At 70.3% G+C, this 24,749-nt stretch carries 20 protein-coding genes and 2 pseudogenes; 12 read left to right on the forward strand and 10 right to left on the reverse strand.

Annotation, left to right across the window (positions count from 1 at the left end; translation table 11 throughout):
* Positions 1-207: 207 nt before the first annotated feature.
* Positions 208-1,230, reverse strand: a complete 1,023-nt coding sequence (locus H0H10_RS22425) for a TerC/Alx family metal homeostasis membrane protein (protein ID WP_188182818.1) — start codon at positions 1,228-1,230, stop codon at positions 208-210.
* A gap of 163 nt (positions 1,231-1,393) precedes the next feature.
* A pseudogene (locus H0H10_RS22430) lies at positions 1,394-2,198 on the reverse strand (AI-2E family transporter).
* Positions 2,199-2,784: 586 nt separating this feature from the next.
* Here H0H10_RS22430 and H0H10_RS22435 point away from each other — a divergent pair.
* Positions 2,785-3,012 carry a hypothetical protein gene (locus H0H10_RS22435; RefSeq protein ID WP_188182819.1) on the forward strand — a complete coding sequence of 76 codons (228 nt, stop codon included), beginning with the start codon at positions 2,785-2,787 and terminating at the stop codon, positions 3,010-3,012.
* Between the two features lie 104 nt (positions 3,013-3,116).
* On the opposite strand, the gene H0H10_RS22440 is transcribed toward H0H10_RS22435, so the two are convergent.
* Entirely contained in the window at positions 3,117-3,710 is a 594-nt protein-coding gene (locus tag H0H10_RS22440; protein ID WP_188182820.1) for a TetR/AcrR family transcriptional regulator, read from the reverse strand.
* 105 nt (positions 3,711-3,815) lie between these two features.
* Here H0H10_RS22440 and H0H10_RS22445 point away from each other — a divergent pair, with 105 nt between their 5' ends.
* The 3 genes and pseudogenes from H0H10_RS22445 to H0H10_RS40155 form a co-directional block, all read left to right on the forward strand.
* A complete protein-coding gene (locus H0H10_RS22445; RefSeq protein WP_188182821.1) occupies positions 3,816-4,661 on the forward strand; it encodes an SDR family oxidoreductase in 846 nt (281 codons plus the stop codon).
* Position 4,662: 1 nt separating this feature from the next.
* A complete protein-coding gene (locus tag H0H10_RS22450) occupies positions 4,663-5,439 on the forward strand; it encodes an SDR family NAD(P)-dependent oxidoreductase (protein WP_188182822.1) in 777 nt (258 codons plus the stop codon).
* 16 nt (positions 5,440-5,455) lie between these two features.
* Positions 5,456-6,100 (forward strand): annotated as a pseudogene (locus H0H10_RS40155) (Tn3 family transposase); the annotation flags it as partial.
* Between the two features lie 85 nt (positions 6,101-6,185).
* Here the strand turns inward: H0H10_RS40155 and H0H10_RS22460 are convergent.
* Complete coding sequence (locus H0H10_RS22460; RefSeq protein WP_188182823.1) at positions 6,186-6,773, reverse strand: TetR/AcrR family transcriptional regulator; 588 nt, start codon at positions 6,771-6,773, stop codon at positions 6,186-6,188.
* Positions 6,774-6,855: 82 nt separating this feature from the next.
* Here H0H10_RS22460 and H0H10_RS22465 point away from each other — a divergent pair, with 82 nt between their 5' ends.
* Together H0H10_RS22465 and H0H10_RS22470 are read left to right on the forward strand one after the other, a co-directional pair.
* A complete protein-coding gene (locus H0H10_RS22465) occupies positions 6,856-7,659 on the forward strand; it encodes an SDR family NAD(P)-dependent oxidoreductase (RefSeq protein ID WP_188182824.1) in 804 nt (267 codons plus the stop codon).
* 340 nt (positions 7,660-7,999) lie between these two features.
* A complete protein-coding gene (locus tag H0H10_RS22470) occupies positions 8,000-8,377 on the forward strand; it encodes a hypothetical protein (RefSeq protein WP_188182825.1) in 378 nt (125 codons plus the stop codon).
* Positions 8,378-8,470: 93 nt separating this feature from the next.
* Here H0H10_RS22470 and H0H10_RS22475 read toward each other — a convergent pair whose 3' ends face one another.
* A complete protein-coding gene (locus H0H10_RS22475; RefSeq protein ID WP_188182826.1) occupies positions 8,471-9,076 on the reverse strand; it encodes a Crp/Fnr family transcriptional regulator in 606 nt (201 codons plus the stop codon).
* Positions 9,077-9,439: 363 nt separating this feature from the next.
* Here H0H10_RS22475 and H0H10_RS22485 point away from each other — a divergent pair, with 363 nt between their 5' ends.
* On the forward strand, positions 9,440-10,417 hold the full coding sequence (locus H0H10_RS22485) for an L-threonylcarbamoyladenylate synthase (protein WP_309141871.1): 978 nt from the start codon (positions 9,440-9,442) through the stop codon (positions 10,415-10,417).
* A gap of 361 nt (positions 10,418-10,778) precedes the next feature.
* On the opposite strand, the gene H0H10_RS22490 is transcribed toward H0H10_RS22485, so the two are convergent.
* Together H0H10_RS22490 and H0H10_RS22495 are read right to left on the reverse strand one after the other, a co-directional pair.
* Positions 10,779-11,420, reverse strand: a complete 642-nt coding sequence (locus H0H10_RS22490) for a carbonic anhydrase (protein ID WP_188182828.1) — start codon at positions 11,418-11,420, stop codon at positions 10,779-10,781.
* A 246-nt stretch (positions 11,421-11,666) separates the two neighbouring features.
* Positions 11,667-13,070, reverse strand: a complete 1,404-nt coding sequence (locus tag H0H10_RS22495; RefSeq protein WP_373566859.1) for a UDP-N-acetylmuramoyl-tripeptide--D-alanyl-D-alanine ligase — start codon at positions 13,068-13,070, stop codon at positions 11,667-11,669.
* Between the two features lie 898 nt (positions 13,071-13,968).
* Between H0H10_RS22495 and H0H10_RS22500 the strand changes: the two genes are divergently transcribed.
* Both H0H10_RS22500 and H0H10_RS22505 read left to right on the forward strand, forming a co-directional pair.
* Positions 13,969-14,403 (forward strand): NfeD family protein, encoded by a 435-nt coding sequence (locus tag H0H10_RS22500; protein ID WP_188182829.1) that lies wholly within the window; start codon positions 13,969-13,971, stop codon positions 14,401-14,403.
* A gap of 60 nt (positions 14,404-14,463) precedes the next feature.
* Positions 14,464-15,576 (forward strand): SPFH domain-containing protein, encoded by a 1,113-nt coding sequence (locus H0H10_RS22505; RefSeq protein ID WP_188182830.1) that lies wholly within the window; start codon positions 14,464-14,466, stop codon positions 15,574-15,576.
* A 189-nt stretch (positions 15,577-15,765) separates the two neighbouring features.
* On the opposite strand, the gene nhaA is transcribed toward H0H10_RS22505, so the two are convergent.
* On the reverse strand, positions 15,766-17,064 hold the full coding sequence (gene nhaA, locus H0H10_RS22510) for a Na+/H+ antiporter NhaA (protein WP_188182831.1): 1,299 nt from the start codon (positions 17,062-17,064) through the stop codon (positions 15,766-15,768).
* A 274-nt stretch (positions 17,065-17,338) separates the two neighbouring features.
* Here nhaA and H0H10_RS22515 point away from each other — a divergent pair, with 274 nt between their 5' ends.
* Entirely contained in the window at positions 17,339-18,607 is a 1,269-nt protein-coding gene (locus tag H0H10_RS22515; RefSeq protein WP_188182832.1) for a cation:proton antiporter, read from the forward strand.
* 78 nt (positions 18,608-18,685) lie between these two features.
* Here H0H10_RS22515 and H0H10_RS40160 read toward each other — a convergent pair whose 3' ends face one another.
* Positions 18,686-18,946 (reverse strand): transposase, encoded by a 261-nt coding sequence (locus tag H0H10_RS40160; protein ID WP_188182833.1) that lies wholly within the window; start codon positions 18,944-18,946, stop codon positions 18,686-18,688.
* A 39-nt stretch (positions 18,947-18,985) separates the two neighbouring features.
* Positions 18,986-20,242 (reverse strand): nitrate/nitrite transporter, encoded by a 1,257-nt coding sequence (locus H0H10_RS22525; RefSeq protein WP_188182834.1) that lies wholly within the window; start codon positions 20,240-20,242, stop codon positions 18,986-18,988.
* 254 nt (positions 20,243-20,496) lie between these two features.
* Between H0H10_RS22525 and H0H10_RS22530 the strand changes: the two genes are divergently transcribed.
* Both H0H10_RS22530 and H0H10_RS22535 read left to right on the forward strand, forming a co-directional pair.
* Complete coding sequence (locus H0H10_RS22530; RefSeq protein WP_188182835.1) at positions 20,497-20,919, forward strand: pyridoxamine 5'-phosphate oxidase family protein; 423 nt, start codon at positions 20,497-20,499, stop codon at positions 20,917-20,919.
* Positions 20,920-21,049: 130 nt separating this feature from the next.
* Positions 21,050-24,748 (forward strand): nitrate reductase subunit alpha, encoded by a 3,699-nt coding sequence (locus tag H0H10_RS22535; RefSeq protein WP_188182836.1) that lies wholly within the window; start codon positions 21,050-21,052, stop codon positions 24,746-24,748.
* Position 24,749: the final 1 nt, after the last annotated feature.

Raw genomic sequence — 24,749 nt, forward strand, 5'->3', positions numbered from 1 at the left:
GCGGTCACCAGGCGGCGACCCGGCATCTCCGGGCCGGCGGGCCGGCGGAGTTCGACGACGGCCATTCCCTGAAGGCGGGAGCCCGACGGGACGGGGCGGCTGCCGTGGACGCACTACCAGTGGCACCTATCACGTTGCGGATGGCGAACCGCGGCGGCCGGCGGACCGTTTCGGGCCATCAGGGTCTGTCTCTCGGACGAGCGCAGTTCAGCGGGCACCGGCTTCCTGGTCGGACTCCTCGCGCCTGGGGGGATGTGCGCGCAGTGAGCCGGGGTGGGCCTTGGCGGTCGGGTCGTGCCTCGTCTTGATCAGGCTTGCCACGGTGACGACCGCGAGTACCAGGGCGATCACGCCGAGGCTGATCGGGGTGGGAATCTCGGGGGCGGCCTCGTGCACGTCGACATGCGCCCAGTGAAGGATCAGCTTGATGCCGATGAACGCGAGGATCAGCGCGAGCCCGGCGGACAGATACACCAGCCGGTCCAGCAGCCCCTTGACGAGGAAGAACAGGGCGCGCAGGCCGAGCAGGGCGAAGGCGTTGGCGACGAAGACGATGTAGGGCTCTCTCGTGACCCCAAACACAGCGGGGATGGAGTCGAGCGCGAACAGCAGGTCGATGCTGCCGATGGCGAGCAGGACGATGAACAGCGGGGTGACCATCCGGCGGCCGTCGACGCGGGTGGTGAGCTTGCCGCCGACGTAGTCGTCGGTGATCGGCAGGAGCCGACGGGCAGCTTTGACCATGACGTTGTCCTCGATGTCGGGATCCTCGTCACGGTGGCGGAACAACTGCACGGCCGTGTAGATCAGCAGCAGGCCGAACAGCAGGAACATGAAGGAGAACAGCGCCAGCAGGGTGGCGCCCAGCGCGATGAAGATCGCACGCATGACCAGGGCGAGCATGATCCCGAAGGTGAGCACCTTGTGCTGGTGTTCCGCCGGCACGGCGAAGGTCGTCATGATGATCACGAAGACGAACAGATTGTCGACCGACAGGCTCTTCTCCACGATGTAGCCGGCGAAGTACTCGGTTCCGAACTCGCCGCCGTATCGCGCGGCGAACCAGACGCCGAAGCCCACGGCGACGAGGATGTAGAACACCGACCACGCGGTGGCCTCGCCGAAGCCGACCAGGTGCGGGCGCGCGGCAGCAAGGATCAGATCTAGGGCGAGCAAGGCGAGAATCAGGCCGACGGTGACGGCCCAGGTGAGTGCACTGACATCCAGCACCGGTCCTCCATTCGGTTTCCGGGTCGGTCTCAGTCGGTCGTCGTTCGGCGGGGGTGACGTGGTGGTGGGGCCGGTGCCGGCCTGGGCGGTGACCAGCAGGCGTTTCGCCTTCAACCGCAGCGTCTCCACCCGCGCCGGAGCACGTCGCCGGAGATTTGTAACTCTATGAGCTTGCAGACGGCTCCGCAGAGGGCGGCTCCTCGGACGACGCATAGCGTGTGCGCAGCTCGTGGACGAGGCCGAAGGCGGCGGCGGTGACCGGTACCGCAAGGAGCACTCCGACGATCCCTGCCCCGGACGCGCCTGCGGTGAGCTTCACCAGGATCACCACGGGGTGCATCCGCACGGTTCGGCTCCGGATCATCGGCTGCAAGACGTTCCCCTCCAGCACCTGAACCACGAGAACCACCCCGAGTGCCCACGGCGCGATGACGAGCCCTCGACCGGCCAGCGCCACCAGCACGGCCACGCCCCCGGAAACGAAGGCACCGAGGCACGGCACGTAGGCGCCGATGACGGCAATCGTGCCGAGCCCGAGGGCGCCCGGCACGCTCAGGATGAGCAGGCCGACGGTGATGAAGACCGCGTCGATGAAGGCCACCACGGTGGTGCCCCTCATGAACCCCCCGACGCCCTCAAAGGCCCGCCGGGCCATCGCCTCGACGGTGTCCGCGCCGCCGCGTGGGACGACCGGGCGCAGGGTGCCGGCGGCGCGGTCGGAGTCGCGCAGGAAGAAGAGACCAGCAGCAGCGCGAGCACCGCCATGCCGAAGGCCGGGGCGACGGGGCCGACCCCGGTGACGACACCGTAAGCGGCCGTCCCGCCGAATCTGCCCAGCGGTCCTGGGCGTCGTCGGCGAGATCCTCGACTATCGTGTCGGCCGCCCCGGAACTGATGCAGGCGACACCGGCGACCGACAGGTTCACGGCGCACCGGGCGGCAAGCCGACGAACAGGCTCCGGAAGCATCTGCACGCGCCCAGCCTTCGCACCGGCCGCACTGTCCGGAGCGAACGGCCCGCTGGGCAACAGAGCATCAGCCGCCGGAGCCACCGACTCAACGTGGTCCGACGGCACCGCGTCTCGTGCTGGCGTCATTGCCCAGAGAGTGAACTCGGAATGACCGCCCTTTTGGGGTGCAGTCTCAATATGGGGTGGTCGGCCTCTCGGATCCAGGTCGTGGGACTCTGGCCACCGACCTGCACGCGGGAGATGACGCCATCCAGATCATCGACCCCGACGGAGAGTTCCCACTGCGGGGTGGCGATGGGTTCACGCGTCGCGATGAATGCAGCAGCCTCCCACTGCCTGGGCAAGGTCGTTGGTGGCGGTGCAGGCGGCCTGGAGCTGGACCAGGAGCGCGAGCACCTGCTTGCCGAGCGCGTCCTCGATGAGGGCTGGTTGATGGGCGTAGTCGTCGCGACTGCGGTGGAGTCGCTGCGTGTACCTGGGTCGCGTCCTGCTGCCACTGCTGGACCAGGAGCCATGGCGTCGGGATCGCCGCCGAGAGCGGCTGCACTCCCGGGGCATTGACGTGGCGGTGGGGGAACGGCTCATGAAGGCCTTCGCGTCCTTGGCCGCTCACGCTGTCGCGGTGGACGCTTCCTTGTCCGCTTCAGAGTTCGAGACCCTGCCCCTGAGCGTCGTGGCCGACGCGGCGACCGGCAAGCAAGACTTCGAACTACTCGCTGGCCTCCCAGACACCTTCGCTGACGACCGCGACGACGTTGCAGTCAAGGTTTTCCGCTTGTACGCCGGTACTGACCTCTGCTCGTCGGGGTGAACCGTGGTGAAGTTCCCGAGGTGATGTCGTGCTGTCGGCGCCTCGTAGGCGTCCACTCCCGCACGATGTCATCCGCTCCTGAAAGCTTCGACACGCCGCCGGTGTCAGCCGGCTTGTAGACCGTCGAGAAGAACGGTCAGCACCAAGTGGTGACCGTGTGCGGGATCAGGCTCAAGTCCCAGCACACATCCCCGTACCGCTGGGGCGCCGGTCAGCCGCAGCACGTCCTGCCAGGCCAGATCCCGGCGAAGACGTCCCTGGTCCTGAGCGCGTTCGATGACCCTCCGGGTGAGGTCGAGGAGCTCGTGGCGCTGCTGGGCGACAGCGGGCCCGCCGTGCTGGTCCAGGGAGCCGGACAGTCCCGCGTTCTGAGCGGTGCGCAGGGCCAGGCCGGTGAAGAGCAACGAGAAGCCCTCCCAGGCGTCATCGCAGTCCAGAGCCTGGTGTGCGGTGTCGATCAGTTCGGTGAGGATGTCGCTCAGCACCGCCGCCATGAGCTGGTCGCGTTCGGGGTAGCGCCGGTAGACGGTGCCCACACCGACGCCGGCCTCCCGCGCGATCTCGTGATAGCTCACGTCCAGCCCGGCAGAGGCGACGGCACGACGCGCGGCCGCGAGAACCCGCGCGGCATTGCGCTGGGCGTCGACGCGCACAGGCATCGCCGTCCCCTGGGACGCCGCGGGCCGCTCCGTGTTCATCACCCCATCTTATCCATAAGTGGACAGCCTCTGTCCGCCTCCTCTACTCTCGCTGAAACGGACAAGATCGGTCCGTTTGTTTGGCTCGTGCGAGAGGTGCGAAGCATGGGGTCCCGCGTGTGGCTGGTCACCGGCGCGTCCGGCGGGTTGGGCCAGGCCCTGGTCAGTGAGGTTCTGCGTTCAGGTGAGCGAGTGATCGCGGTCACGCGCCACGACGAGCCGCTGCAACCGCTGACCGCCGCCTTTCCCGGGCGTCTGCGCACCGTGAGCGTGGACATCACCGACGCCGGTACCCTGCGTCCGGTACTGGATGACGCGATCACCAGGTTCGGCCGCCTCGACGTCGTCGTCAACAACGCCGGCTACGCGCTGGCGGGCCCCTTCGAGGAACTGGACGACACGGAGCTGCGCGCCCAGTTCGAAGTGAACTTCTTCGCCGCCGCCAATGTCCTGCGCGCCGCTCTGCCACATCTGCGCGCGGCGAAAGCGGGCCGTGTGCTGCAGATCAGCTCGCTGGCAGGGCAGATCGGCGCGCCGGGGATGAGCGCCTACACGGCCAGCAAGCACGCCCTCGAAGGTCTGAGCGTCTCACTGGCCGCCGAGCTCACCCCGCTGGGCATCCGGACGACGATCGTGGAGCCCGGAGCAGCCCGCACCGACTTCCGCGCCAACTGGTCAAGCCGGCTGCCCAGCGGCGCCGCCCTCCCCGATTACCTTCCCGTGCACGAAGCGCTGGCGCGCTCCGCCGGCGCCGTGGGAGGCCAGGTCGGCGACCCCGCCCGCATGGCCCAGGCCCTCGTCGTCCTCGCCGATATGCCGAGCCCCCCGCTGCGCCTTCCTCTCGGCAGCGACGCCCTCGCCGGCATAGAGCACGCCCGCAGCGACCAACTCGAACAGCTACGCCGATTCGCGACCCTGAGTGCTTCCACCGACCACACAAAGGCGATCTGACATGTCCGAGCACCGCACCACCAGCCGTTTCGCCGTCGTCACCGGCGGCAGCGAGGGCCTGGGCCTGGCCATCGCCGATGCCCTCGCCCACGACGGAGCGGACCTGATCCTTGTCGCCCGCAACCGCGGCAAGCTCGAGACCGCCGCCAAGGAACTTGGCCGGCACGGCACCACCGTGCACACTGTGCCCGCGGACCTCTCGGCGCCCGATGCCCCCGCCCGGATCGCCGCGCACGTCGGAAACCTGACCGACCGGGTCGACACCCTCGTCAACAACGTCGGCACCGCACACTTCGCCTCCCTTGCCGACACCACGGTCGACGAGATGAACACCATGTGGCACCTCAACGTCCAGGTGCCGCTGCTGCTGAGCCAGCAACTCCTGCCCGCCCTCCTGAACGCTCGGGGAAGCATCATCAACATCAGCAGCTACTGGGCCCGCAAAATGGTCGCCGGCCGTCATTCGGCCGCCTACTCCGCCACCCGCGGAGCGCTCAACTCCATGACCCGGGCGCTGGCCAGTGAACTCGGCCCCCAAGGAGTCCGTGTCAACGCCATCGCTCCCGGCGCCGTCCGCACTCCCAAGTACGAACGCTCCTATATCGCCCCCATGACCGCAGAGGAACGCACCGCACACGACGAGCAGATCGAGCACTCCTACCCCCTGGGACGCCTGGGCACTGCCGAGGACGTCGCCACCGCGGCCGCCTACCTGGCCTCGGCCCAGTGGACCACCGGCACCATCCTCACCGTCGACGGCGGCCTCACCATCCGCTGACTTCTGCAAGGTTCCTACCCTGCTCAACGCCGTGAATGACCAGGTCGCGGGCATCGGGCAGATGGTCGTGCCGGGCACCCCGCGCGACTCCCTGCACATCCTTGACACGCTGCTGAACCTGGACGCCGGAGTGAAGCCCGAGATGGTGGCCACCGACAACGTCTCGTACTCCGACATGGTCTTCGGCCTGTTCTCCCTGCTCGGCTACAACTTCTCCCCGCGCTTCAAGGACCTGGCCGGCCAGCGGTTCCGGCGCGCGGAGATGCCCGGCATCACCACCGGCGGCTACGGGCCGCTGGAGGGGCTGGCGCGGAACCGCGTGAACCTGAACAAGGTCGCGGTGCACTGGCCGGACATGCTGCGCGTGGCAGGCTCCCTGGTGAACCGCGACGACGCTCCCTCACTCAGGGAACGAAAAGCCCAGCTCACGCAGACGGGGCAAACACTCTGCGAGGCATTGCTCCACAGACGCGGCATCAGTTCGCACAAGGACGTCCTCGCGCAACGGGGCCCCACTGGCGACGAAGGTCCAGGGCCTGCGCCTCTCTGCCATCCGCTCAGCGTCGGCCTTGAACAGCACCGTTACGCCCTGCTCAGCCAGTGCTTCCATGATCGCGACGACGTCCACCGGCAGTCCCCCCCCCGAAGCGCCACCACTTGACCCTTGCCACCTGCTTCAAGCCGCTGCAATCGACAGCGCGCGGTGACGTCGGGTTCTGCGCGAAGATATGCCGGGGATACGTGCCTCAGCCGTGGTCCCGCACCGCCGCGAGGCACTGGTCGTAGAGGTCTGCCAGGTCGATCCGTCCGTCATGTCCGGCCCAGAGTTCGGTTGCCGTGTCGATACAGGCGAAGACCGTCGCGACGATCGCTTTGGCCTGCGTGTCGGGAGCCGGGCGGCCGGGGCCGCTGCCCAGCCGCGCCCGGATGACGGGGACGAGTTCGGCCTGCCAGCGCAGGCGCTTCTCGATGTAGCGGGCATGCAGCGAGGGCGTGTCGAAGATGAGGCGGGACAGTTCCAGCGCACGCTCCGGGGGGTGGTTGGCGGTCAGAATGACCTCGAATCCGGCGCGCAGGGCATCCCAGGCGGACATCTCGGCCGGTTGCTGCTCGACGGTCCGTTTCAGCAGCTCGCCCAGCGCCTCCTGGTCGCCGCAGACCAGGTCCTCCTTGGTTCCGAAGTAGCGGAAGAGGGAGCGCTGCGAGATCCCCGCCTCTCGCGCGATCTGCGCGATCGTCGTCTGCTCGTAGCCCTGCTCGGCGAACAGACGAACCGCCGTATCCAGGATCGCCTGGACGGCAACCTGCCGCGAACGCTCCCACAAGGTCGTCATGGACATCAGGGTACCCCTCTAGACAGCGACCGCCTACTTGGCATTAACTGCCAGAAAGGCAGCGACTGAAAGAAGGACGACCATGCCAGCCGTCGACTACCACGGACACACCACCCTCATCACCGGGGCCAGCGCGGGCCTCGGCGCCGAGTTCGCCCGCCAGCTCGCCGCCCGCGGCTCCGACCTGGTGCTGGTCGCCCGCCGCAGGGAACGCCTGGAGAAGCTGGCCACCGAGCTGCGCGAACAGCATCGGATCCAGGTGCACGTGGTCGAAATGGACCTGGCCACGGAACACCCCGGGCAGGCGCTGGCCGCGCAGGTGGCCCAGCTCGGCCTGCACGTCACGAGCCTGATCAACAACGCCGGGTTCGCCACCTTCGGCCCCTTCCACCAGGCGGAACCGGACCGGCTGCGCCGGGAGATCGCGGTCGACGTGACCGCGGTCGCCGACATCAGCCGTGCCTTCATCGACCAACTGCGTACCGCGGGCCGCGGGGTCCTGGTCAACGTGGCGAGCATGGCCGCCTACCAGCCCAACCCGCGCATGGCGCTCTACGGGGCGACCAAGGCGTTCGTACTCAGCCTCACCGAAGCGCTGTGGGAGGAGTCACGCGGCACCGGTCTGCGGGTACTGGCCCTGTCCCCCGGAGCGACCCGGACCGAGTTCTTCGAGGTCGTGGGCACCCCACAGGCCGCCGGAGGGACCAGGCTCGCCTCACCCGTCGACGTCGTCCGCACCGCGCTGGCCGCCCTGGACCGCAGGAACCCGCCGCCCAGCGTCATCGCAGGCCGCATGAACCGGGTGATGGTCTTCCTCGCCCGCCGCCTGGCCACTCGGCGCCAGGTCATCCGGGCCATCGGCCGGCTCACCGCCAAGGGGGCATGACGATGGGCGGAAAGGCCGTAGGGACTCCCGAACTCATGCCGGTCATCTCCGTCCCTGGGGCGTTGCCGTTCCGAGGGCGACACACGCCGGTCGAGCGAGTGGACAAGGCAGTGACGGGGCTTCCGGACCAGGCGCCTGGAAAGTCACATACGTTCGTCCGGCCGCGTGCACGGCGGCCCGGTTTCTGGATGCTGCCGCCGAACGCGGGGACGAACCTGTTCCCGCATCGTTCGAACACGCCCGCATCGCCTGGGTCCGCGATGGCTACGACATCGCCGGGCGGGTCGCCGCGATCCCCGTGCTTCCGCCGAAGTGCTGGGAAAGCCGAGCCATCTCGTTCATGTCCGAGGTCCGGTGGCACGGAACCGACTTCCTGCCGCAGGCCATCGCGTTGGACAACACGTTCCTGCTGCATCACGCCGCTGTACACACGGTCAGCGCCGGCGGGCGGGCCCTGCTCGCGTTGAATCGGACGCTCTTTCGCGGGCCGAGGTACCTCGACGCCACGCTCGCCACGCTGGACCGAATCCCGGACGGATACAGCAACCTCGCACGACAGCTCATCACCCAACCCAGCCGAGAAAGCGCCGACGCATACGTGCAGGCCCTGGAGGACTTTCACCCCTGGCCAGTGGATCCGGCGGCAAGTGCCTCGATATTCATCCGGGACAACGAACTCGCCTGGCTCACCGGGATACTCCCGCCGGAGCTCAGCTGAGCTGACCCCTCGCCACATCACATTCGCCACAGCTGTCGGCGAGCCGGGGAGGGCCGGATCGACGGATGTAGTGGTTCCCAATCGTCTGGGCGGCTATCCGGCTTCGTCGAGCAGGCGGGGTGGGTCGAGGACGGTAATGCGGCCGCGGGCGAGGCGGAGCAGGCCGCGGTCGGCGAAGTCGCGCAGGACCTTGGTGGTCGTTTCGCGGGAGGTGCCGGCCAGGGCGGCCAGCTGTTCGTGGGTGAGGGCGATCTGGGGGTGGCGCGGGCCCGGACGGAGCTTGCCGGCGGGAGCGTCGGTGCGGGTGGCGAGGGTGGTCAGGGTGGTGGCGATGCGCTGGGGGACGGACTTGAAGACGCTGTCGGACAGGCGTTGTTCGAGGTCGGCGAGGCGGCGGCCGAGGATCTCGGTGATACGGGCGGCGATCCGCGCGTCGGACAGCAGGAACTTGTGGACGTCGGCGCGGCTCATCACGCAGACGGTGACGTCGTCGAGGGCTTCGGCGAAGTTGTCGAACATGCGCTGGCCGAGCAGGGCCATCTCGCCGAAGATCGTGCCGGGGCTGATGATCGCGCAGGTCAGGGCGCGGCCGTCGGCGGAGACGCGGAAGATGCGGACCCGGCCGCGTTTGAGGATGAACAGTACCTCGGACGGCTGCGCCGGGGAGTGGAGCGGGGAGACGTGCGCGGTGGTGGTCATGATGGTGATCTCCTCTCCCTTCCGGTCGTTCCGCGTTCGCTTGTGACGCTAGGCGGTGGACCGGGGCACGTATGTGAGGGCGCTTACGTACGGGCCGGTAGCAGAGTGGGAGCAATGCTCCGTACCTGTGGATCACCGGTGGTGGCGGGCGGCGGTGCTGGTCAGGCCGTCGTGTCCGATGGGCCCACGAATCCGGCCTGATCCACACCAGGCTCGGCGACCTTGCCGCCGCTGACGGACTGGACTGCAGGAGGACACGGGCCATCGTGCTCGCCGACCTCGGCCATGTTCAGCACGAACGCGGCAACACCGAGGCCGGTCTGGCCAGCTGGAGCGAAGTGGAACCGTGGGAGGATTGCGAGAGTGACAGCAAGAACCAGTGATATCGAGAAGGCGACCGGTGTGCTGCGCGCCGGCGGTCTGGTGGCCCTCCCGACCGAAACCGTCTACGGTCTGGGCGCCAACGCCGAGGACCCCACCGCCGTCTCGCGCATCTTCCAGGTCAAGGGCCGTCCGCCCACCCATCCGCTGATCGTCCACATCGGCGGCGCGGAGCACCTGGGCGACTGGGTCCAGGACGTGCCCGCGACGGCGCGCCTGCTGGCCGAACGCTTCTGGCCGGGCCCGCTCACGCTGGTCCTGCGGCGCGGTCAACGGGTGCCCCTCGAAGCGACCGGTGGTCTGGAGACGGTCGCCGTGCGCGTGCCCGACCACCCCGTCGCACTCGCGCTGCTGTCGGCCTTCGACGGCGGTGTCACGGCCCCGTCCGCCAACCGCTTCGGCTCTGTCAGCCCCACCACGGCGGACCATGTCCGTGCCGAGCTCGGCGACGCCGTCGACTTCGTGCTGGACGGCGGCCCTTGCGAGGTCGGTGTCGAGTCGACCATCGTCGACGCCACGGGCGAGATCCCGAGCATCCTGCGACCTGGCGGGGTGACGCGCGAGGACCTCGAAGCGGTGCTGGGGTGCCCGCTTGCGGTCCCCTCGACGAGCCGGGTCCGGGTGCCGGGCCAGCATCCGTCGCACTACGCGCCGCGCGCACGGGTCGTCCTCGTCGAGCCGGAAAAGGTCGTCGCCGAAGCGGAACTGGCGCAGAAGCTGGGGCACCAGGTGGGCGTCCTTCTTCCTGCCGCCTTCGCCGACGCCACGGTGAAGGCCCACGCGGTGGTGACGCTCCCCCGTTCGACGGCCCTCTATGCACGCGGGCTGTACGGGTTCCTGCGCGAGCTCGACCAGCGGGGGTGCGACCTCATCGTCGCGTCCTTGCCGGTGGAGGAGGGGCTGGGGCTGGCGATCGCCAACCGGCTCCGCCGCGCCGCGGGGCCCCGGTCCACCGTGTGACCGGCACCGACGCCGTGCCCTTACTGCCCCCGAATGCGGGAGCCGGGCGGATTCGTGACAACTTCGGCTGGGCTCCCGCCGGTCCGGCAGGCCGGGCACAGCTCGTGCCACTCGTCGTCGGTGACGATCGTTCCCCACCCCCGGCCACCTCGCGGCCCTCGGCCCGCGCCAGGCCGGCGGGGGGCCGAGGGCCGCGCCAGGTCGGCGCGGGGACGGTGCTGGACGCGTGGTCGGCTCCGTGAGCCATCGGGCGGTGCCCCTGCGTGGATGACCGAGCGGCGAACCCGGTGGTTCCTCATCCACCTGTACGGGTCTCCTGCGGCCGGGTCAGATCACGCCGGGTCAGCCATGGCCGGGGTGGTCAGGACGCGGCGGGTACCGGCGCATCGAGGCCGCGGGAGGCGACGAGCTGTGCACTGCCGTCGGCCAGCCGGTAGGACAGGCCCACCACGCCGAGACGGCCGGCGGCCACCCGATCGGCCAGGACGCGGGAGCGTTCCAGCAACAGGTCGACGGTGTGCTCGATGTGCTCGGCCAGGATCTCTTCGGGCTGGTCGCGTCCGGCGGCGCGGGCTGCCAGCACGCTGGGGGTCACCCGTTCGACGACATCACGGACGAAGCCGGCGGGCACCCTGCCACCGTCGGCTGCGGCACGGGCGGCTGCGATGGCCCCGCACGAGTCGTGGCCGAGCACGACGACGAGCGGGGCGTCGAGCACGCTCACGCCGTACTCGATGGAACCGAGGACCTCTGCACCAGCGACATGACCCGCGGTGCGCACCACGAACAGGTCGCCCAGGCCGCGGTCGAAGATGATCTCGGCGGCCAGCCGGGAGTCGGAGCACCCGAACAGCACGGCGAAGGGCTGCTGGGCCGGGGCGATCTCCGTGCGGCGGGTGGCGTCCTGGTTGGGGTGCTCGGGGGTGCCGGCGACGAAGCGCTGGTTACCGGCCAGCAGCAGCTCGAAGGCGTCGCGGGGCGTCAGGTTCTGGATCTCGGTCATAGCCGCAGCCTACGATCCGGCACCAGCCGTCACACCGCCTGGTCCCGCCGGAGCTCACCGGATCGGGCCACACTGACGGCCTTGGCGGGCCTCAGGGCCCCCTGGCAGGCCGCTCCCGTCCGAACCGCGGAGCCGCCACCTCGGGGGCCCCGCAGCCGGGCGACGGGCTGCGGGGCCCCGAGGCTCATGGCGTCACGCACCCGTTGAGGGACGCATGCGGGTCGCTGTCTCTGCTGACGGGGCGGCCTATGCGCCGGCGGGCTCGGGGTCTGGCTGCACCAGCGCCTCGGCGAGCTGCTGCAGCTGGACCCCGCGGGACGCCTTGACCAGGACGACGTCACCGGCCCGGAGCGTGGAGCGCAGCAGGTGCAGCGCGGCGTCCTGGTCGGGCAGGTGTACGGCCTTCGCCCCGGCGTCGCGGGCGGCCTGCTGGATCCATCCGGCTTCGTCCCCTCCTACCGCGATGATCTGGTTCAGGCGCAGGCCGGCGGCGTGCCTGCCGACGTCCTCGTGCGCTGTGCGCGTGTCGTCGCCGAGTTCGTTCATCTGGCCGAGGACGGCGATGGAGCGCTGGTCGTGACCGCGGGTCATGGCTGCAAGCGCGTCGAGGGAGGAGCGCATCGAGTCGGGGTTGGCGTTGTAGGCGTCGTTGATGACGGTGACGCCGTCGGCCCGGGTGTGGGTCTCCATCCGCCAGTGGGACTGGGGGGTGGCAGCGGACAGCAGGTCGGCGGTCCGGGCGGCACCGAGGCCGGCTTCGCGGGCGACGGCGGCCGCGGCGAGGCTGTTGTGGACCTGGGGGCGGCCGACGAACTGCAGCCGCACCGGCGCGGTGCCCTCGGGTGTGTGCAGAGTGTAGGAGGGCCGGCCGTACTCGTCGAGGACGATCTCGGTGGCCCGGATGTCGGCGGCCTCGGCCAGGCCGTAGGTGATGACGCGGGCGGTCGTGCGTTCGGCCATGGCGTGCACGCGGGGGTCGTCGGCGTTGAGGACGGCGAGCCCCTCTTCGGGGAGGGCTTCGACGATCTCGCCCTTGGCGCGGGCGATGTTGTCCTGGCCGCCGAACTCGCCGACGTGGGCGGTGCCGACGTTGGTGACGACGCTGATGCCGGGTGGCGCGATCCGGGTCAGGGTGCGGATGTGGCCGATCTTCCTGGCGCCCATCTCCAGGACGAGGAAGCGGGTGGAGGGGTCGGCCGTGGTGATGGTCAGCGGCAGGCCGATCTCGTTGTTGAAGCTCTGCGGGGTGGCGACCGTGGGACCGGCGGCGGGCAGGAGCTGGGCGATGAAGTCTTTGGTGGAGGTCTTGCCGGCGGAACCGGTGATCGCGACGACCTGGGTGTCGGGGAGGGTATGGGCGACGAGATACCGGCCCAGGCGCGCGAACGCTGCGAGGACGTCGTCGACGACGATCGCGGGGGCGCCGACGGGCCGGGTGGCCAGCGCTGCCACGGCACCGTTCGCGGCTGCCTGCTCCGCGTAGTCGTGCCCGTCGCGGGTCGTGCCCGCAAGAGCGATGAACAGCGAGCCGGGCTTGGCCTGTCGCGAGTCGAACACGGCCGGCCCCGCGACGAGGGCTTCCGGGTCGGGGACGTCGGTCAGGCGGCCGCCGACGACCTCGGCGACAATCTGCAAAGGCAAGGGCTGCACAGTTATCTCCCAGCACAAGAGACTTGCCTTGAACGCTACCGGGCTGAGCCTGACAGGCGGTCGTGACAGGCCCGCAGAAGGCACGGGGGTGAACAGTCCGTCGTGCTTCAGCGGCTGCAGGGAGCTGAAGACGGCGGACGGACACGCCGAACTCGGCTGCGAACAGCCTGCACCGCGTGGACATGACTCCAGAACCTCTACCCGCGCACCACCGCCACCTGCCCGTACGCCGAGCTCGAAGAGCACAACGACGGCATCTGGACCTGACCGACTCCAGCGCCGGAGTCCTGCCACCGCTGCTGATCACCCATGAGGGCGACACACGCTACCTGGACGGAGGTCACGGCCTCCTGCTCGGCGTCGACCCCGATGCGCCCCGCCCCCCATGCCACCGAACGCCTGCCCGACCGGTCTACGCCAAGCCGGGAGTCGTCCCGATCGGCCTCTTTTTCGAGTCAACCGTCACCAGCCACCCTCCCTCTCCTGCGCCTGCTCATCACGCCTCCATCCGAAGGACCGGCCGCACCGCGTCCTCTCGCGGGCGGGCCGGCGCTCCGGACCACTTTTCCGGAGCGCTGAAGGAGAGCCGGACCTGGCGTGTCGGGCCCTGGGCGACGTCCGGCTCGCCAGAGTGTCCGGACTGCAGAGGGCTGCACTGAATCGAACTTGCGCTCTCAGCTCGGCAAGCGACGGCCCGCAGGCGCCGGCGTAGTCGTTGACCTGTGCTGACGCGACTCGGCGGCGGCCCCGGGAGAGCAGGTTCGTACCGCTGGTAACCGTTGTTGCTCGCCTCCCGGGCAGGCGAGCAGCGATCAAGAAGCACGGCTGTCGTGTCTGTTCTGCCCGGCGTGTCCGGACGGTAGCTTGGTGGAGAGGGCCCCTGAAGGAGGGCGATTCGATGCCGTGGTTCGTATGGCTGTTCGCTGCCGCGGCACTGGGTGTCGCGGAGTTCTTCACGCTGACACTGGTCTTCGGTTTGCTGGCCGGTGCCGCGTTGGTTGCCGCCATAGTCGCCGGTGTGGGCATCGGCCTTCTCGGCCAGCTGGTGGCCCTGGGCGCGGCAGCGGCAGCGGGCCTGCTCGTCGTCCGTCCCATCATGCGGCATATGGCACAGCAGCCCCTCCTACGCGAGGGCAGCGACGCGCTGATCGGGAAGCGGGCCGAGGTCGTGCAGGAGGTCACCGCGACCCGTGGCCTGGTCAAACTCTCCGGTGAGGAATGGTCCGCGCGCGCCCTCGACGAGAGCCTGGTCATCCCGGTGGGAGCGTTCGTGGACGTCATGGAGATCGAAGGGGCCACGGCCATCGTCCATCCCCGCGAACTCCTTCCTTGAACGGCTCTTTCGTCAACGGCTCCTTCCTTGAACGGCTGAACACACAGCAATGGAGGCACTGTGGATCCAGTTGTCATCCCCATTCTTGTGGCGGCCCTTGTTGTCGTCTTCCTCGTGGCCTCCACTGTGCGGATCGTCCCGCAGGCGCGCCGCTACAACATCGAGCGGTTCGGCCGATATCGCCGGACACTGCAACCCGGCCTGAACTTGATCGTGCCGGTGGCTGACCGCATCAACACCAAACTTGACGTGCGCGAGCAGGTCTATTCGTCCGACCCCAGGCCGGTGATCACCGAGGACAACCTCGTGGTGAACATCGACACCGTGCTCTACTACCAGATCACGGACCCCCGGGCGGCGGCCTACGAGGTCGCCGACTACCTGCAGGCGATCGACCAGCTCACCGTGACCACGCTCCGGAATGTCATCGGCAGCATGGACCTGGAGGAGACGCTCACCTCGCGTGAGGAGATCAACTCCCGGCTGCGTGCCGTCCTCGACGACGCCACCGGCAAGTGGGGCATCCGGGTCAACCGCGTCGAGATCAAGGCCATCGATCCACCGCACACCATCAAGGAAGCGATGGAGAAGCAGATGCGGGCCGAGCGTGACAAGCGCGCGGCCATCCTGCACGCCGAAGGGGAGCGACAAGCCAAGATCCTTACGGCGGAAGGCACGAAGCAGAAGGACATCCTGGAGGCGCAGGGCACGCAGCAAGCCATGATCCTGCGGGCGGACGGTGAGGCAAAGGCGGTGGAGCTCGTCTTCCAGGCCGTCCATCGCAACAATGCCGACCCGAAGATCCTGGCCTACAAGTACCTCGAGACGCTGCCGCACTTGGCGAGCAGCGACAACAACACGTTCTGGGTGATCCCGGGGGAGCTGACCGAGGCAGTCAGGACCGTCACCCGAGCGTTCGGTGATCAGTCGGCGGAGCCTCCTCACACGACTGCGCAACCTGAGGAAACGGCCACCGCCGGCGCCGACCACACGTCGGACGAAGGGCGGACTCCGGAGCTCGATGCGGGTGGGACGGCTTCGCTCGATGCCGCCGCGGCTGCCGACGAGGCCGGGAAACAGGCCGCCGCCGCGGTGAGCGACGCCAAGGCGGAGGCGGCGGAGGCCGCGAAGTCGCCCCGGACGCCGCGCCGGGGGCAGACGTCCGGTGGTTGAGACCACCGTGGGCCAGCGTCGGCGTCCGGCGAGCCACCGGCCTGCGCGTCGGGCACAGGACGGCCGCGAAGCCTGCCGTCGGCGCGTCCTGCCGCGTAGCGCGACCCTGCACGGCGGTCATCGTCGCCAGTTTGCGGAACAGCAGTGCCGGCGCCGCGGTGAGCAGGTGACGGCGCGATCGCGGCCAGGTCATGCGCCGTCCGCTTCGGTGCGCTGGTAGATGTCGGGAATGCCGTCGGCGTCCGCGTCGAGGTGTTCTTCCTCGGACAGGCGCCGGTAGACAGCGTTCCTGCGGCGCAGGAGCAGGGTGGCCAGCAGGGCGGCGGTGAGCGAGGCGATGAGGACGGCGGCTTTGACGTGCTCGCCGACGGCGGCCGTGCCGGGGAAGGCCAGCTCGCCGATGAGCAGGGCGACCGTGAAGCCGATTCCGGCCAGGGCCGCCAGGGCCAACACGTCGGCCCAGGCCAGGTCGGGATTGAGGCGTGCGCGGGTGAAGCGGGCCGCCATGTACGTTCCGGCGAAGATCCCGAGAGTCTTGCCCGCGACCAGCCCGACGATCACTCCGAGGGGTTCGGGGGTGGTGAACACCTTGCCCAGTGCGTCGCCGGAGACGCTGACCCCGGCGGCGAACAGCGCGAACAGCGGGACGCACAGGCCGGCGGAGAGCGGGTGCAGCAGACGACCGGTGCGTTCTGCCGGTGATTCCTCTTCGTCCCGGTCGCGGACCGTGCGCAGGATCAGGCCCATGGCGACTCCGGCGACGGTGGCGTGGATGCCGGCGTTGTACAGCAGCGCCCAGATCGCCACTCCGAGTGGCGCATACCACCACCAGCCCCGTACCCGCTGCCTCTGCAGCATGGAGAAGACGACCAGCCCGGCAATCGCCCCCGCCAACGCCCGGTGATTGATGTCCGAGGTGAAGAAGACGGCGATGACCAGGATCGCGCCGAGGTCGTCGACGACCGCGAGGGTGAGCAGGAAGGCCCGCAGGGCGGTCGGCAGGTGGGTGGAGATGACCGCCAGGACCGCCAGGGCGAAGGCGATGTCGGTGGCCATCGGCACGGCCCACCCGTCCCTGCTGCCTCCGCCGGCCGCGACCGTGACGGCGTAGAAGGCAGCGGGTACGGCCATGCCGCACACGGCGGCGATGACGGGCAGCGCCGCGGTGGCGGGGGTGCGCAGCGAGCCGACCACCATTTCCCGCTTGAGCTCGATCCCCACGACCAGGAAGAAGACGGTCAACAGCCCGTCGGACGTCCAGTGGCCGACCGACAGGTCCAGTCCCAGCGCGGGTATCCCGAAGTGGAAGTCGCGGATGGTGGTGTAGGCGTCGCTCAGCGGAGTGTTCGCCCATGCCAGCGCGACGACCGCGGCGGCCAGCAGGACGAGCCCTCCCACCGTCTCGGTGCGCAGGGCCCGGGCCACGGCCTGCCGTTCGGGCCAGGGCGGAAGACCGAGGAACGGGGTACGGGGTGGGGTGGCGGCCAAGGCGGCGAACCTCCAGGGTGTCGGAGAAATGGGCACACGGCCCCGCCGACGCCGACCAGACTTCCCGGCACACCCCGCGCCGTTCTTGACGCGTTCTTTACACCCTAACCGCAGCGGACCCGGCGGCCCAGCCCCACCTCTTCCGCCGCGCATCGGCCGCCGGCGAGGAAGGGGGTCGTCGGAGCGCGTACCCGGTGACGTACTGGAGCGAGGCACCAGTGGCGACGGGGTACACGCGTGGCCTGAGAGTGATCGCGTCGGGCAGGAGGTCGCAGTGACGCTTTCGGACGGGGTCTACCTCTGTCTGGGCCTGGGTGCGCTGGGGGCTGCTGTGCTGCCCCGGGTGGTGTCCAAACGGCCGTTGTCCCTGCCCATGGTCTTCCTTGCCGCGGGGGTTCTGATCGAGTTGCTGCCGGTGGGCGTGCCGGCTGTGGATCCCGTTCGTGAGCGCCTGTGGGTCGAGCACACCACCGAGGTGTGTGTGATCGTCTCGCTGATGGGCGCTGGGCTCGCCATCGACAGGCCCTTCGGGTGGCGCCGGTGGTCCAGTACGTGGCGGTTGCTGGGCATCACGATGCCGCTGACCGTGGTGGTCGTCGCCCTGCTGGCCTGGGGGCTGCTCGACTGGCCGCCCGCTGCCGCTCTGCTGCTGGGGGCCGTGCTCGCGCCCACGGATCCCGTGCTGGCCGGTGAGGTGCGCGTGGGCGAGCCGCTCGGTACCGAGGGCGACGAGGACGAGGTGCGGTTCTCCCTGACCAGTGAGGCGGGGCTGAACGACGGCCTCGCCTTTCCGTTCGTCTACGCGGCGATCGCCCTCGCTGCGGCGGCCGGGACGGGGTGGTCGGCGGACTGGATCGGTTCGTGGGCTCTGACCGACCTGCTGGGCAGGTGTGCTGTCGGGCTGGCTGTCGGGTGTGCTGTCGGCTGGTTGTTGGGGTGGATGTTCTTCCGGGTGCGCGCGTCGGTATTGCGCCTGTCCGAGTACATGGAGGGCTTCGTGGCGCTGGGGGCCACCTTCGTGTCGTACGGCGTCGCCGAGGTGCTCCACGGCTACGGTTTCGTGTCCGTGTTCGTGACCGCATGCGTCATCCGGGCGGCCGAGCGCAGCCACGGCTATCACAAGGTGCTGCACGAGTTCACCGAGCAGATCGAGCGGCTGCTCACGGCCGTGCTGCTGTTCCTGCTCGGCGGATACCTGGTGGCCGGTGCCCTGTCCGCCCTGACGCCGCTGGGCGCCGTGCTGGGCGTGCTGGTGCTGCTGGTCGTACGGCCGCTGACCGGGTGGTTGGCACAGGTGCGGACTGCCATGGGGAAGAAGGAGCGTGCCGTGGTCGCGCTGTTCGGGATCCGGGGCATCGGTTCGCTGTTCTACCTGTCCTACGCCCTGGGGCAGGACTCCTTCGGCGGGCTGGAACGGGAGCTGTGGGCGATCGTGGCCCTCACCGTGGTGGTCTCGGTGGTGCTGCACGGGGTCATGGCGACCCCGGCCATCGGTTACCTGGACCGGCGGCGCGACGGGGCGGAGCTCGACGGCCGGTCGTAGGTGGCAGGCGTACGGGCCCGTACCCACCAAGGCGCGAGGTGAGCACGGGCCCGTACAGGAGCCGGGCCGCGGCGGCGGTCAATGGTGCGGGGCCGGCTGGACTCCGGCCTCGGTCCGGTCCCGCAGTCGGCGCCCACCGGTGATGCCGAAACAGCCCACCACCTGGATGGGAACGTCGCGCCAGGCCACGCCCTTGCGCAGCACGTAGATGATGCCTGCCAACGCCACCCGGTCAGACACGGGAAGGCGGCCGGGGTACCGGTGCCGACGTTGCTGTCGCGGCGGCAGCGACGCAGCTATGCGGTCCCACGGTTCATCCGGGATGAGATCGGCAGACACACGCCAGACCCTGCCGGCAGAGCCCGTCGTCCCGACCGGTCAGCGCGGTTGGGGCCGGGCGGGCCGGGTGCGGTGGGTGACGGCGCTGCGGACTCCCGTCCCGGTGAAGGCCAGGGCCGCCAGGGAGACCAGGCCCAGCAGCACCAGGCCGATCGCGTACGAGCCGTAGGCGCCGTAGAGCGAGCCCATCACCAGGGGCGGCAGGAAGCCGCCCAGGCCGCCGGCGGCACCGACGACGCCGGTGACCGCACCGACCTGCTCGGCCGGGGCCAGCAGGGCCACGAGGGCGAAGACGGCTCCGCTGCCCGCGCCGAGCGCGGCCGCCATGGCGAGGAACGCGATCGTGGCGGTCGGCGCGAGCGACGGGGTCAGGGACTGGACGAACGCTGCGGTGATCACCACGGCCAGCGTGGCGGTGAGCACGCGTACCGGGCCGAACCGGTCCGACAGCCAGCCGCCGGCCGGCCGCATCACCACCGCCAGCAGGACGAACCCCGCCATCCGGTTCGCGGCGTCCGCCTGGGCCAGGCCGTAGCCGGTCTTCAGATACGTGGGCAGGTAGACGGAGAAGGCGACGTAGCCGCCGAAGGCCACGGCGTACAGGGCGGACGCCTGCCAGGTGATCGGCAGCCTGCAGGCCCTGCCCATCCGGCGGAGCAGCGGCTCGGCCGGCACGGTGCGTCCAGGTGCGTCCCGCAGCACCAGACCGGCGACGACGGCGTACGCGGCGAGTACGCCCGCGGTGATCAGGAATGGGTTCGCCATGCCGTGGGCGTCGACCAGGCGGACCGTCGTCAGCGCACTGATCGCGGTGCCGCCCATGCCCATGCCGAAGACGCCGATGGCCAGCCCGCGCCGCCGCGGCGGGAACCATGCGCTGACGAAGGGCACGCCGACGGCGAACGCGGTGCCGCCGACGCCCAGGAAGAAGCCGCCCGCCAGGAGCGCGGGGAGCGAGGAGTGTCCGAGCAGGCCCAGGTGGAGCACCGGGAGGGTGGTGACGGCCGACACGAGCGGGAACATCACCCGTCCGCCGAAGCGGTCGGTCAGCGCCCCGACGGGTACGCGCCCGAGCGACCCGACGATGACGGGCACCGCCACCAGCAACGACTGCTCGAACGCGGACAGTCCCAGACTGTCCTCGAACCGCGGGGCGAGCGGGCTCAGCAGCGCCCACGCCCAGAAGTCGACGGCGAAACCGGCCGTGGCCACACCCAGCATCAGCCACGCCCGCCCGGACACCCGCGCGCCGTCCTGCGCCGGCGGTTCCTGCTTCCTTCTCGACGGCTCCTGCATGCCGCCTGTCCCTTCGCTCGCGCTGTGGTCCGGCACGGGGATCGCCCCGGGCCGCGGGCTGCCCTTTCACCGACCCGGCAGCCCGCTGCCACTGTCCTCGGCCGGACGCGCGGGCCACGAGGGCCGGGGGTCCCGGCGGCCGGGCCCCACGGTCCCGCTCGCCGCACCGGGGGGCATACCGAATGCCCGTAGCAGGGGAACAAGGGGGCCGACCGGCCCTAACGGTGGGCGGGGCGGGCGGGGAGGATGGGGGGATGTTGGAGAAAGACGGCTTTCGCCCGCTGGACCGGCAGGAGTGCCTGCGGCTGCTGGCCAAGGTGCCGGTCGGCCGCGTCGTGTACACGCGCCAGGCGCTCCCCGCGGTGCTGCCGGTGAACTTCGCCCTGGACGCGGACGCGTCCGTGCTGCTGCGCACCTCGGCGCGGTCGGACCTGGTCCGCGCCGTCGACGGTTTCGTGGTCGCCTTCGAGGCGGACGAGTTCGACGCCGTGAGCCGGTCCGGCTGGAGCGTGGTCGTCACCGGACGGGCCACCGTGGTGACCGATCCGGGCGAGCACGAGCGGCTGCTGCGCACCGGTCCGCGTTCCTGGATGCCCATCCACGAGGACGTCTTCGTCCGGATCGAGTCGGAGATGGTCACCGGGCGGGAACTCACCGACCCGCACGGCACCGGATGAGCGGCGGCCGGCCTCGCCGGGGATGGGGCCGATGGTCCCCGACCGGGCCGGCAGGACAGGGCCTTCGGGGACCGGGCGGGGGGCGTTCGGCCCAGGGAACGCCCGGTGGCGGCCTCGTAGGTTTCCCGCCATGGAGAACGAAGAGAACACACGGCAGCGGGAGCAACGCCCGGAACGGGACTGGCCGTTGGCCGCCCGCCGGCTGCTGACCCGTGGCGAGGTCTCCGCCGACGGGCGGGCCGTGTTCGGCGAGAACGACGGCAGGTGGGAGGGCTTCTACCGGAGCCGCTGGGCCCACGACAAGGTGGTGCGCTCCACGCACGGCGTGAACTGCACCGGTTCCTGCTCGTGGCTGGTGTACGTCAAGGACGGCATCATCACCTGGGAGCACCAGGCCACCGACTACCCGTCGATCGGCGCGGACTGCCCCGAGTACGAGCCGCGCGGCTGCCCGCGCGGTGCCTCGTTCTCCTGGTACACGTACTCCCCCAGCCGGGTCCGCCACCCCTACGTCCGGGGCACGCTGCTGGAGATGTGGCGGGAGGCCAGGAACCGGCTCGGCGACCCCGTGGCGGCGTGGGCCGAGATCACCGGCGACCCGGCGAAGGCACGGGCGTACAAGCGTGCCCGGGGCAAGGGCGGCCTGGTGCGCGCCGGCTGGGAGGAGGTGACCGAGCTGGTCGCCGCCGCCCACGTCCACACCGTCAAGGCGTACGGCCCGGACCGGGTGGCGGGCTTCTCGCCGATCCCGGCGATGTCGATGGCGTCGTTCGCGGCCGGCTCCCGGTTCATGTCGCTGATCGGCGGCACGCTGCTGTCGTTCTACGACTGGTACGCGGACCTGCCGGTCGCCTCCCCGCAGGTGTTCGGCGACCAGACGGACGTGCCGGAGGCGGCCGACTGGTGGAACGCGGGCTACCTGGTCATGTGGGGTTCCAACATCCCGGTCACCCGCACCCCGGACGCCCACTTCCTCACCGAGAGCCGCTACAACGGCACGAAGGTCGTCGCGGTCAGTCCCGACTACGCGGACAACGTGAAGTTCGCCGACGAGTGGCTGGCCCCGCACCCGGGCACCGACGGGGCCCTGGCGATGGCCATGGGGCATGTGATCCTGCGCGAGTTCCTCGTCGACCGCGACGTGCCCTACTTCCGCGACTACCTGCGGACGTACACGGACGCCCCGTTCCTGGTGACGCTGCGGGAGAGCGACCACGGGCTGGTCCCGGACGGGTTCCTGACCGCGGCCGACCTGGGCCGTGCGGAGGAGCACGCGGAGTTCAAGACGGTGCTGCTGGACCGGGCCACCGGGGAGGCGGTGGTCCCCGGCGGCTCGCTCGGCTTCCGGTGGGGGGAGGCCGGGCAGGGCCGCTGGAACCTGGATCTCGGGGACGTCGAGCCCGAGCTGAGTCTTCTCGACTCGGCCGAGGAGAGGGTGCGGGTGGCGCTCCCCCGCTTCGACGAGGGCGCCACCGAGGGCGGCTCGGTGATGGTGCGCGGGGTGCCGGCGCGGCGCCTCGGCGGCCGGCTCGTCACCACCGTCTTCGACCTGATGCTCGCCCAGTACGGGGTGGCCCGGCCCGGTCTGCCCGGCGTCTGGCCGCTCGCGTACGACGACGCGTCCCAGCCGTACACGCCGGCGTGGCAGGAGACCATCACCTCGGTGCCGGCCAAGCAGGCCGCGCGGATCGCCCGGGAGTTCGCCCGCAACGCCGAGCGGACGAACGGCCGCTCGATGATCGCCATGGGGGCGGGCACCAACCACTGGTTCCACTCCGACACCATCTACCGGGCGTTCCTGGCGCTGACCACGATGACCGGCTGTCAGGGCGTCAACGGCGGCGGCTGGGCCCACTACGTCGGGCAGGAGAAGGTCCGGCCGCTGACCGGCTTCCAGCACCTGGCGTTCGCCTTCGACTGGCAGCGGCCCACCCGGCACATGGCGGGCACCTCCTACTGGTACCTGAACACCGGCCAGTGGCGCTACGAGGCCTTCGGTCCCGGGGAGCTGGCCTCGCCGCTCGGCGAGGGCAGGTTCAGGGGCAGGGCGTTCGCGGACTGTCTCGCGCAGGCCGTGCGGCTGGGCTGGACGCCGGGCCACCCAGGCTTCGACCGCAACCCGCTGGACCTGGCCGACGAGGCCGCGGCCCGGGGACGCGGTGTCGCCGAGCACATCGTGGACGAACTGAAGTCCGGGCGGCTTCGGTTCGCCGCCGAGGACCCGGACGACCCGGCCAACTTCCCCCGTGTACTGACCGTGTGGCGGGCCAACCTGCTGGGCTCCTCCGGGAAGGGCAACGAGTACTTCCTGCGCCACCTGCTGGGCACGGACGCGGCGGTCCGCTCCGCGGAAACCCCGCCCGGTGAGCGGCCCGAGGAGGTGGTGTGGCGTGAGGAGGCCCCCGAGGGCAGGCTCGACCTGCTGGTCACCATGGACTTCCGGATGACCTCCACCGGCCTGCTGGCCGACGTGGTCCTGCCGGCCGCGACCTGGTACGAGAAGGACGACCTGTCCAGCACGGACATGCACCCGTTCGTGCACGCCTTCACCCCGGCCATCGCCCCGCCCTGGCAGGCCCGCACCGACTACGACACCTTCCTGGGCGTCGCCGACCGGTTCAGCGAGCTGGCCGCAGAGCACCTGGGCACCCGCACCGACGTCCTGGCCGTCCCCCTCACGCACGACACCCCGGACGAACTCGCCCAGCCGGGCGGGGTGGTGCGGGACTGGAGGACCGGCGAGTGCGAGCCGGTGCCGGGCCGCACGATGCCCAAGCTGGTCGTCGTCGAGCGCGACTACGCCGCCGTGGGCGAGAAGATCCGCGCCGTCGGCCCGCTGCTGGACACTCTCGGCACCACCACCAAGGGCGTCACCGTCCACCCGGACCGGGAGATCGAGGAGCTGCGGCGCCGCTGCGGCACCGTGCCGTCCGGGGCCGGCGCCGGACGGCCCTCCCTGGCCACCGCGAGCGACATGTGCGAGGCGATCCTCGCGCTGTCCGGCACCACCAACGGCCGCCTGGCGACCGAGGGTTTCCGCGAGCTGGAGCGGCAGACCGGCAGTGAGGGCCTGGTGGAGCTGGCCGCCGAGCGCGAGGCCGAGCGGATCACCTTCGCCGACACCCGCACGCAGCCGCGCGCGGTGCTGACCTCGTACGAGTGGTCGGGCTCCGAGTCGGGCGGGCGCCGCTACTCCCCGTTCGTCATCAACGTCGAGCACAAGAAGCCCTGGCACACCCTCACCGGCCGCCAGCACTTCTTCGTCCAGCACGACTGGATGGCCGAGCTGGGTGAGCAACTGCCCGTCTACCGGCCCCCGCTGAACGCGATCCGGCACTACGGCGACGAGCACCTGCACGAGGACGGTCGCGCCGAGGTGACCGTGCGCTACCTGACACCGCACTCCAAGTGGTCGATCCACTCCGAGTACCAGGACAACGCCTACATGCTGGCGCTGTCCCGGGGCGGCCCGGTGATCTGGATGTCCACCGCGGACGCCGAGAGGATCGGCGTCACGGACAACGACTGGATCGAGGCGTACAACCGCAACGGCGTCGTCACCGCCCGAGCGGTGGTCACCCACCGGATGCCAAAGGGCACGGTGTACATGTACCACGCCAAGGACCGCACGGTGAACGTGCCGAAGACCGAGGTCAGCGGCAGGCGCGGCGGCATCCACAACTCGCTGACCCGTCTTCTGGTCAAGCCCACCCATCTGGCGGGCGGCTACGCCCAGTTCACCTACGCCTTCAACTACTACGGCCCCACCGGCAACCAGCGTGACGAGGTCACCGTCATCCGGCGCCGCAGCCGGCGAGTGGAGTACTGAG

The sequence above is a fragment of the Streptomyces griseicoloratus genome (assembly GCF_014534645.1).
Classification (GTDB): domain Bacteria; phylum Actinomycetota; class Actinomycetes; order Streptomycetales; family Streptomycetaceae; genus Streptomyces; species Streptomyces griseicoloratus.

Coding starts and splice junctions, on each gene's coding strand:
- H0H10_RS22435 (WP_188182819.1), top strand. CDS start 2,785: ATGAAGGCCTTCGCGTCCTTGGCCGCTCACGCTGTCGCGGTGGACGCT.
- H0H10_RS22440 (WP_188182820.1), bottom strand. CDS start 3,710: ATGAACACGGAGCGGCCCGCGGCGTCCCAGGGGACGGCGATGCCTGTG.
- H0H10_RS22445 (WP_188182821.1), top strand. CDS start 3,816: ATGGGGTCCCGCGTGTGGCTGGTCACCGGCGCGTCCGGCGGGTTGGGC.
- H0H10_RS22450 (WP_188182822.1), top strand. CDS start 4,663: ATGTCCGAGCACCGCACCACCAGCCGTTTCGCCGTCGTCACCGGCGGC.
- H0H10_RS22460 (WP_188182823.1), bottom strand. CDS start 6,773: ATGACGACCTTGTGGGAGCGTTCGCGGCAGGTTGCCGTCCAGGCGATC.
- H0H10_RS22465 (WP_188182824.1), top strand. CDS start 6,856: ATGCCAGCCGTCGACTACCACGGACACACCACCCTCATCACCGGGGCC.
- H0H10_RS22470 (WP_188182825.1), top strand. CDS start 8,000: ATGTCCGAGGTCCGGTGGCACGGAACCGACTTCCTGCCGCAGGCCATC.
- H0H10_RS22475 (WP_188182826.1), bottom strand. CDS start 9,076: ATGACCACCACCGCGCACGTCTCCCCGCTCCACTCCCCGGCGCAGCCG.
- H0H10_RS22490 (WP_188182828.1), bottom strand. CDS start 11,420: ATGACCGAGATCCAGAACCTGACGCCCCGCGACGCCTTCGAGCTGCTG.
- H0H10_RS22500 (WP_188182829.1), top strand. CDS start 13,969: ATGCCGTGGTTCGTATGGCTGTTCGCTGCCGCGGCACTGGGTGTCGCG.
- H0H10_RS22525 (WP_188182834.1), bottom strand. CDS start 20,242: ATGCAGGAGCCGTCGAGAAGGAAGCAGGAACCGCCGGCGCAGGACGGC.
- H0H10_RS22530 (WP_188182835.1), top strand. CDS start 20,497: ATGTTGGAGAAAGACGGCTTTCGCCCGCTGGACCGGCAGGAGTGCCTG.
- H0H10_RS22535 (WP_188182836.1), top strand. CDS start 21,050: ATGGAGAACGAAGAGAACACACGGCAGCGGGAGCAACGCCCGGAACGG.